Source organism: Stenotrophomonas sp. DDT-1 (genome assembly GCF_001580555.1).
Taxonomy (GTDB): Bacteria; Pseudomonadota; Gammaproteobacteria; order Xanthomonadales; family Xanthomonadaceae; genus Stenotrophomonas; species Stenotrophomonas sepilia.
The window spans coordinates 1-8,168 of sequence record NZ_LEKR01000079.1 but is presented as its reverse complement, the minus strand read 5'-3'; the positions used below and the strand labels follow the sequence as shown (position 1 = coordinate 8,168).

Genomic DNA, 8,168 nt, shown 5'->3' with positions numbered 1-8,168 from the left:
CGCGGCAAGGAGCGGCTGGAACTCGCGCGGCGACAGGCCAGTGCACAGATCGACCAGTGCTGCGACGCGCAGGAGCCGCCCCGCTTCGTGCAGACCCTGCTGCGTCAGGCCTGGGCCGATGCCCTCACCCTGACCCGCCTGCGCCACGGCGACGATTCACCGCAGTGGCAGGAACGCCTGCAGCAGACCCAACGCATCGCCGCCATCACCGCGCAACCCGTTGATGCGCCCGGCGGCACCGATGCAACGCTTGCTGCCGAAGTCGAGGCCGCCCTGCTGCAGGTCGGCTACCACGCCGAGGAAGCCGCCGCCGTCGCACGCAGGCTGGCCACGCCTGGCGGCGAGGACGAGAGCACCTCGCGTACCGAACTCAGTGCCCGCCTGAAGGCACGCGCGCGCCTGGGCGAGCACGCCGGTACGGCCGCCGGCACGACGCCCGCCACACCGCGCAGCAGTGCCGAGGAAGCCGCTTACCAGCAGCTGTCCTCCCTGCCCTTCGGCAGCTGGTTCGACATCGATACCGGCGATGGCACGCTGCGCCGCCAGCGCCTGTCCTGGTACAGCCTGCTGACCGGCCACGCCCTGCTGGTCAATCCGCGCGGGCAGAAGATCGCCGATACCGACCTGGATACGCTGGCCCGGCAGATCAGCGCCGGCCAGGCGCAGCTGGTCACTGAGGACAAGGCCCGGCTGGTTGACCGTGCCTGGGAGGCCAGCCTTGGCGCATTGCGTGCATTGGCGGCCGGCCATACGCAGGAGACCTCCGCATGATCACCCAACCGCCGCAGGACACCCGGCGCGCGCCGCGCCGCCAGGTCTCGGACCTGGTACCGGTCACCGACCAGATGCGCGAAAGCGTGGTGGGCCGGCTCGGCAATATCTCCGAAACCGGCATGCTGATGCTGGCCAGCGCACCGTTGCGCGAGGATGCGCTGTACCAGTTGCGCTTCCCCTTGCCGTTGGGCGACGGCCGCCACCAGGACATCGACGTGGGCGTGCACCTGCTGTGGAGCGAACCTGCACACGCCCCCGGACAGAGCTGGACCGGCTTCCGCTTCCTCACCCTGTCGCGCGAGCATCGGCAGCTGCTGCGCCAGTGGGTGGGCGAAGACAGCGACGAGGGGCCGGTTTCGACGGCCTGAGTGCCGGTTCCAGCACAGCGGTTTTTCCCGGTATGCGGCAGAATCTAGGGCCGTTTTCCGTGTCGAGCCACCGCAATGATCCAGCAAGACCCCGGCGCCCTGTATTCCGACCACCTGGCCGTGCTGTGCCGACGTGCCGAACAGGCGCTGGCCCGCGGCGGCTTCGATCACCTGGTGGTGCCCAGCGGCACCCTGCACTACCAGGTGTTCGATGATCGCGACTATCCGTATGCGGTGAACCCCCAGTTCAAGGCCTGGCTGCCGCTCACCCGCGTGCCCAACAGCTGGATTGTGTTCACCCCGGGCAAGCGCCCGGCGGTGATCTTCCACCAGCCCTTCGACTACTGGCACGTGGTGCCGGATGCCCCCAGCGGCTGGTGGGTGGATCACTTCGACATCCACATCATCCGCAAGCCGGAAGACGCGCTGGCGCTGCTGCCGGCCGATCCATCGCGCTGCGCGATCCTCGGCGAGCCGCAGAGCGCGCTGGGCAGCTACGTGCCGAACAACCCGGCCCCGGTGGTGAACTACCTGGAATGGCACCGCGGCAGCAAGACACCGTATGAGATCGCACTGATGCGCCAGGCCCAGGTGCTGGGCGTGCGCGGCCACCGCGCTGCCGAGGCCGCATTCCGCAATGGCGCCGACGAGTTCAGCATCCACATGGCGTACTGCCAGGCGGTCGGCCAGGACGCCAACGAGCTGCCGTACGGCAATATCGTGGCGTTGAACGAACATGCCGCCGTGCTGCACTACACCGAGCTGGGCCGCAAGGCACCGCAACCGCTGCGCAGCTTCCTGATCGATGCCGGCGCCAGTGCCCACGGCTACGCCAGCGACATCACCCGTACCTACGCCGCGCAGGGCCACGACGAGTTTGCGGCGATGATCGCCGCCGTCGACGCTGCCCAGCAGCAGATGTGCGCAGCGGTGCGCCCGGGCTTCGACTACAAGCAGCTGCACGTGGACGCACATCTTTCGCTGATGGGCGTACTGAAGGACTTCGGCGTGATCAAGGTCTCGCCGCAGACCGCGCTGGAGACCGGCGTCAGCGCCGCGTTCTTCCCGCATGGTATCGGCCACCTGATCGGCCTGCAGGTGCACGACGTGGCCGGTTTCGCGGCCAGCGACGAAGGCGGCCGCATCGAGCGCCCGGCGGGCCACCCGTACCTGCGCCTGACCCGCGTGCTGGAGCCGGGCATGGTGGTGACCATCGAACCGGGCCTGTACTTCATCGACATGCTGTTGAATGAAGTGAAGGACGCTGGCCACGGTGATGCGATCAACTGGGACCGCGTGGACTTCTTCCGTCCGTATGGCGGCATCCGCATCGAAGACGAAGTGCTGTGCACTGATGGCGAGGCGGACAACCTGACGCGGCCGGAGTTTGCTGCAGCGAACGGCTGAGCCCCTCGTGGTTGGGCGCTCAGAGCAAAAGCCGCGCTTGGCGGGGCGGGTGGGCCATGCAGGGGACGCTGCAAGTACGTCCCTGTAAGCTCGATGGCGCCATCCATGGCGCCAACGCCCCTGCATGGCCCACCCGCCCCACCTTTGACAGTTTCCTGCGCGCGTCCAACCACGGAAAAGAAAAAAGAAAAGCAGAAGCGGGTCGCTCGCTGCGCTCGCTCTGTGTCGACCAAGGTCGACACCTACCAACAGCCGCGTGAACCTGTCGAAGGCGGGGTACTGTGGGTTTGCGGGGTGTGAGCCGCATGGATGCGGCGACCAAGCCTACAAGGACGTACTTGCGGCGGCCCCGCAAACCCACAGTACCCCGCCATCCCACGGAATGCCGCTGTTGCGGTTGCTGTTGCTGTGGCCTCTTCAGGTGCAGGGCTGCAAGCCCTGCCGAAAACCCCTACCCCGCCATCACCGCTTCGATCTCATCGGCGCTGCGCGCCAGGCCTTCGGTCAACACGCGATGGCCGTCATCGGTGATCAGCACATCGTCTTCAGTGCGGATGCCGATACCGCGCCAACGCGGTTCCACCGTCGTGTCGTCCACGCCGATGTACAGCCCCGGCTCGATGGTGAACGCCATGCCAGGCTCCAGAAGGCGTGAATCACCGGCGAGGCGGTAATCGCCCACATCGTGCACGTCCAATCCGATCCAGTGGCCGGTCTTGTGCCGGTAGAAGCGCTGGTACAGGCCTTCGGACAGATTCTTTTCCAGCGTGCCCTTCAGCAGGCCCAGGCGCAGCAGGCCCTCGGTCAAGGTCTGCACTGCGGCCAGATGGCCGGCCTCGTAGGGCACGCCCGGCTTGGCCTGGGCCAGCGCCGCCGCCTGCGCCTCGCCGACCAGGTCGTGCAGCGCGCGCTGCTCGGCACTGAAGCGGCCGTTCACCGGGAAGGTGCGGGTGATGTCGCTGGCGTAGCCACGGTACTCGGCGCCGGCGTCGATCAGCACCAGCTCGCCATCGCGCGACCGCGCGTTGTTGTCGCGGTAATGCAGGATGCAGCCGTTGCGGCCGGCACCGACGATGCTGCAATACGCAGGCACCGCATCGCTGGCGCGGAACACGCGTTCCAGCTCGGCCTGCAGTTCATACTCGTGGATGCCGGCCCTGGCGGCCTTCATCGCCGCCAGATGCGCACGCACGCTGATCTGTGCGGCGTGGTGCATCAGTGCCACTTCGGCGCCGGATTTGAACAGGCGCTGCTCGTGCAGCAGGTGGCCCAGCTCCAGGAACTCATGGGGCGGCTGCGCACCGTGGCGTACCTGCGAACGCACGCGGTTGACCCAGCCGATCAGCTTCAAATCGAAGTCGGCGTCGCGGCCGAAGTGGTAGTAGACGCGCGAGCGCCCTTCCAACAGGCCCGGCAGGATGTCGTCCAGATCATCGATCGGGTAGGCATCGTCCATGCCGTACTGCGCTACCGCACCTTCCTGGCCGGCGCGGCTGCCGTCCCAGGCCTCGCGCTCGGCATCGCGCTCGCGGCAGAACAGGATGGCCTCGCCGTGGCGGCGGCCCGGAATCAGCACCAGCACCGCTTCCGGTTCCGGGAAGCCGCTCAGGTACTGGAAATCCGAATCCTGGCGGAACGGATAATGGGTATCGAGGCTGCGCACCTTCTCGGCTGCGGCCGGCAGCACCAGGATCGCATCCTCGCCAGCCATGTCCATCAGCTGGCGGCGGCGACGCTTGTATTCGCCGGCCGCGATGCCGGTGCGCTGCCTGATATCCATCAGTTCAGGCGCTGCCGATGGCGCGCGGCCAGCACCACGTCGCCGTGCAGCAGCAGCACCGCCACGCGGATGAACTCCTCGATCTCCGACAGGGCTTCGTCGTCGTCATCGCCGCCGGCCTCGAAATCCTCACTGGACGCACGCGCCAGGCTGGCCATGTCGGTCAGCGCTTCTTCGCCCTCTTCGGACAGGGCCGGGCGGCGGCCGCCGCTGCCCAGGCCGAAGCCGCCCAGGAACGAGCGGGTCCAGCTGAACATGGCATCGGCCTGCGCGGACACGTCGTCGCTGTCGGCGAGCAGCAGTTCGAAGGCGAAGTCGCGGTCTTCCAGCTGCTTGATGGTGGCCTGCAGCAGCTGCCCCAGCACGCTGTCGGCGGCCACCGGCGGCAGGGTGTCGTCGGCCAGCACGCGCGCCGGCCAATCGTTGCCAGGGGCGCCGCCGGCGGCCAGCCAGCCGCACAGCGCGCCGTGCAGCTCGGCAGCGGTAGCGCCCAGGCCCAGCGCCTGGCTGGCGCGGGTAACGTCGTCGACGGAGGGAAGTTCGGTCATCGTGCGGCTCGTTCGGAAAGGAAACCCGGAGCGCGCACGCGCGCGCCCGTGAGACCCCGTAGTGTAGCAACCCGGCGGCATCCTCCCGGTAGCCCTCCGGCCTTGCTGCGACAGCGCTTGACCGCCCTTGCCCGGCTTGCCTATCGTGCCTGCATGGAACCCGCCGACCCCCTTGCCCAGCTGCAGGACTTCGCCGCCCGCGTGGAAGCGTTGCTTGAACGCAACCAGCGCCTGGCCGAGGAGAACCGCAGCCTGCGCCACCAGCAGGAACAGCTGGTGGCCGAGCGCTCGACGCTGCTGGCCAAGAACGAGCAGGCGCGCTCGCGGGTGGAAGCGATGATCAGCCGGCTCAAATCCCTGGAGCAGCACACATGAGCGCCGAACCGGTCAGCGTCCGCATCCTCGATCGTGAATACACCGTGGGCGTCGGCGGCGACGAACGCGACAGCCTGATGGCCGCCGCACGCCTGCTCGATGCGCGCATGCGCGAGATCCGCGGCAGCAACCGCATGGCCGCCGTCGACCGCGTCGCCGTGCTGGCCGCGCTGAACCTGGCCCACGAACTGCAGCTGCTGCGCGACGAGAACGCCCGCCAGGCCGTGGCGCTGCAGCAGACGCTGGCCGACCTGAACCGGCGCCTGGACCGCGCGATCGACGGCGGCGCCTGAAGACCGTGCACAACGCGTCTTCTCATATCTGAATTGGCACGGACTGTTGCCGACGAACGGCCTATCCAGATCCTGCGTGCTGGCTATAATGGCCACGCGTTCTCTGCGGTACTCGACGGCATGTGCAAACATTCGCCTTGTCCCTTAAGAACGACACCGGGAGCGCGACAGCGCCGGGAGTGCAGGTCCGCCTTGTAGCGGGAAGCCCGATGGTTCTCCAGCGTTCCCACTTGAGCCCCCGGGTTCAAGGTCGTTTCGCATGCATCGACATTGCGGAGAATGCAATATTCCAGCAAGGGCGGCGTCTTCGGGCGTCGCCCTTGTTCTTTCCGGCACAATGGCGGCTGATCCTTGCCGCTCGCTGCCATGACCGACCCGCGCCAGGCCCTGCGCCACGACCTGCGGCAACGCCGCCGTGACCTTAACGCTGGTGAGCGCATCGCCGCCGCCGAATCGCTTGCCGATGCCCTGCTCGCCCTGCCGTTCGCCCCACGCGAAGGCGCGGTGGCCGGCTACTGGGCGCTGGATGGCGAAATCGCCCTGCACCGCTGGCAGCTGCAACTGCCCGAAGGACTCACCTACTGCCTGCCGGTGCTGGCCGGCGACGTGCTGCGCTTCGCACCATGGCGGCCCGGGCAGCCGCTGACCAGCAACCGCTATGGCATCCCCGAGCCGGACGTGGCCGTGGAAGACACCCTGGAACCGGAACGGATGGCGCTGGTCGTGACCCCATTGGTGGGGTTCGACGCACAGTGCCGCCGGCTGGGCATGGGGGGCGGCTGGTATGATCGCAGCTTCGCCTTCCGCCACGACCGGCCGGCGCCGCCCTGGCTGGTCGGTGCTGCGTTCGCGGTGCAGCAGGTCGAGTCCTTGCCGGTGGCGTCGTGGGACGTGCCGGTGGATGCGATCTGCACCGAAGACGGCACCCTGTTCCCCTCCGCTGCCCCCGTGAACGCATGACCGCCCGCAAGCGCTACTGGCTGATGAAGTCCGAACCGGACGCCTTCTCCATCGATGATCTGGCCAAGGTCAAGGTCGAACCCTGGAACGGGGTGCGCAACTACCAGGCGCGCAATTTCATGCGCGATGGCATGCAGGTGGGCGACGGCATCCTGTTCTACCACTCCAACACCAAGGTGCCCGGCATCGTCGGCCTGGCCACCGTGGCCAGCCCAGCCTACCCGGACGACACCCAGTTCGACCCGAAATCCGACTACCACGACCCCAAGAGCACGCGCGAGAACCCGCGCTGGATGCTGGTGGACGTGGCCTTCGACCGCAAGCTCAAGCAGGTGATCGCGCTGGACGAGATCAAGTTGCACGCTGACGAGCTGGGCGAGGGCTTCCCGCTGGTTGCCAGGGGCAATCGCCTGTCGGTGTTCCCGGTGACCGCCGCGCAGTGGAAGCTGCTGCTGTCGCTGGAAAAGAAATCCTGATTCCCTGCCTGAGAGTTCTTCCCATGTCCGAAGCCAAGCGCCTGGCCGCCGAGAAAGCCATCGAGTACGTCGAAGACGGCATGATCGTCGGTGTCGGCACCGGTTCCACCGTGGCCTATTTCATCGATGCCCTGGCCCGCATCCAGCACCGCATCAAGGGCGCCGTGTCCAGCTCCGAGCAGAGCACCGCACGCCTGAAGCAGCACGGCATCGAGGTGATCGAGCTGAACCACAGCGGCAACCTGTCGCTGTACGTCGATGGCGCCGACGAGTGCGACCCGAACAAGTGCCTGATCAAGGGCGGCGGCGCCGCACTGACCCGCGAGAAGATCATCGCCGAGGCCAGCGAGCGCTTCATCTGCATCGTCGACCCGAGCAAGCAGGTGCCGGTGCTGGGCAAGTTCCCGCTGCCGGTGGAAGTGATCCCGATGGCGCGCAGCCTGGTCGCCCGCCAGATCCGCGACATGACCGGCGGCCAGCCGACCTGGCGCGAGGGCGTGGTCACCGACAACGGCAACCAGATCCTGGACATCCACAACCTGCAGATCACCGATCCGGAAAAGCTGGAGCGCGAGCTCAACCAGCTGCCGGGCGTGGTCTGCGTCGGCCTGTTCGCGCGCCGTCGCGCCGATGTGGTGATCGTCGGCGGCGAGCCGCCGGTCGTGCTCTGACCCTTCCGAAGGAGCCTGACGATGTCGCTGTTGCGTTCGCTGCTGATGTTTCCGCTGCTGGCCCTGGCCGGCTGCGCCACCGACGCGGCCCGCCATTGGGTCGAGCTGGACGGCGCCCGCTACCAGGTCGAGCTGGCCACCAACGATGAAACCCGCGCGCGCGGGCTGATGTTCCGCGACCAGATGGCGGCCGACCACGGCATGCTGTTCATCCACGACCGCGAGGAAATGCAGGCGTACTGGATGAAGAACACCAGGATCGCGCTGGACATCCTGTACTTCGACAGCCAGCGCAGGCTGGTCAGCCAGCAGCGCGACGTACCGCCGTGCTCGGCCGGCGACATGTGCCCGCCCTACCCCAGCGGCGGCCCGGCGCGTTATGTACTGGAACTCAACGCCGGCCAGGCCGAGAAGCTGCAGCTCAAGGACGGCACGGAGCTGAAATTCGGCCCAGGCATCGAGTAACAGGGTTCTGCCCGTGGTAGTGCCGGCCGCTGGCCGGCAACCCTGCAGGGG

At 67.6% G+C, this 8,168-nt stretch carries 11 protein-coding genes and 1 other RNA gene; 10 read left to right on the top strand and 2 right to left on the bottom strand.

The window, feature by feature from the left end:
• The 3 genes from AB839_RS20705 to pepQ all read left to right on the top strand — a co-directional run.
• Positions 1-771: DUF1631 family protein (locus AB839_RS20705; RefSeq protein WP_156476708.1), on the top strand; the 771-nt coding region annotated here is incomplete at its 5' end.
• Positions 768-1,142 carry a PilZ domain-containing protein gene (locus AB839_RS20700; protein WP_005418979.1) on the top strand — a complete coding sequence of 125 codons (375 nt, stop codon included), beginning with the start codon at positions 768-770 and terminating at the stop codon, positions 1,140-1,142. The genes AB839_RS20705 and AB839_RS20700, both read left to right, overlap by 4 nt.
• A gap of 75 nt (positions 1,143-1,217) precedes the next feature.
• Positions 1,218-2,549 carry a Xaa-Pro dipeptidase gene (gene pepQ, locus AB839_RS20695; RefSeq protein ID WP_061480758.1) on the top strand — a complete coding sequence of 444 codons (1,332 nt, stop codon included), beginning with the start codon at positions 1,218-1,220 and terminating at the stop codon, positions 2,547-2,549.
• A 451-nt stretch (positions 2,550-3,000) separates the two neighbouring features.
• On the opposite strand, the gene AB839_RS20690 is transcribed toward pepQ, so the two are convergent.
• Together AB839_RS20690 and AB839_RS20685 are read right to left on the bottom strand one after the other, a co-directional pair.
• The gene (locus AB839_RS20690; protein ID WP_134968839.1) at positions 3,001-4,323 is read right to left on the bottom strand and encodes an aminopeptidase P N-terminal domain-containing protein; all 1,323 of its coding nucleotides are present in this window, start codon (positions 4,321-4,323) and stop codon (positions 3,001-3,003) included.
• A 5-nt stretch (positions 4,324-4,328) separates the two neighbouring features.
• A complete protein-coding gene (locus AB839_RS20685; RefSeq protein WP_005418994.1) occupies positions 4,329-4,877 on the bottom strand; it encodes a UPF0149 family protein in 549 nt (182 codons plus the stop codon).
• Positions 4,878-5,030: 153 nt separating this feature from the next.
• Between AB839_RS20685 and AB839_RS20680 the strand changes: the two genes are divergently transcribed.
• From AB839_RS20680 to AB839_RS20650, 7 genes are all read left to right on the top strand, one after another.
• Positions 5,031-5,252, top strand: a complete 222-nt coding sequence (locus AB839_RS20680) for a TIGR02449 family protein (RefSeq protein ID WP_005410898.1) — start codon at positions 5,031-5,033, stop codon at positions 5,250-5,252.
• Positions 5,249-5,545 carry a cell division protein ZapA gene (locus AB839_RS20675; protein WP_006467013.1) on the top strand — a complete coding sequence of 99 codons (297 nt, stop codon included), beginning with the start codon at positions 5,249-5,251 and terminating at the stop codon, positions 5,543-5,545. Before AB839_RS20680 ends, AB839_RS20675 begins: the two co-directional genes overlap by 4 nt.
• A 97-nt stretch (positions 5,546-5,642) precedes the next feature.
• Positions 5,643-5,828, top strand: a non-coding RNA gene (ssrS, locus tag AB839_RS20670) — 6S RNA.
• Positions 5,829-5,911: 83 nt separating this feature from the next.
• Complete coding sequence (locus AB839_RS20665; RefSeq protein WP_032954483.1) at positions 5,912-6,505, top strand: 5-formyltetrahydrofolate cyclo-ligase; 594 nt, start codon at positions 5,912-5,914, stop codon at positions 6,503-6,505.
• Positions 6,502-6,981 carry an EVE domain-containing protein gene (locus AB839_RS20660; RefSeq protein ID WP_061480756.1) on the top strand — a complete coding sequence of 160 codons (480 nt, stop codon included), beginning with the start codon at positions 6,502-6,504 and terminating at the stop codon, positions 6,979-6,981. The genes AB839_RS20665 and AB839_RS20660 overlap by 4 nt, the downstream gene beginning before the upstream one ends.
• 23 nt (positions 6,982-7,004) lie before the next feature.
• The gene (gene rpiA / locus AB839_RS20655; protein ID WP_005419003.1) at positions 7,005-7,652 is read left to right on the top strand and encodes a ribose-5-phosphate isomerase RpiA; all 648 of its coding nucleotides are present in this window, start codon (positions 7,005-7,007) and stop codon (positions 7,650-7,652) included.
• A 21-nt stretch (positions 7,653-7,673) separates the two neighbouring features.
• Positions 7,674-8,117, top strand: coding sequence for a DUF192 domain-containing protein (locus AB839_RS20650; protein ID WP_061480755.1), 444 nt, complete (start codon positions 7,674-7,676; stop codon positions 8,115-8,117).
• The last annotated feature ends 51 nt before the right edge of the window (positions 8,118-8,168 follow it).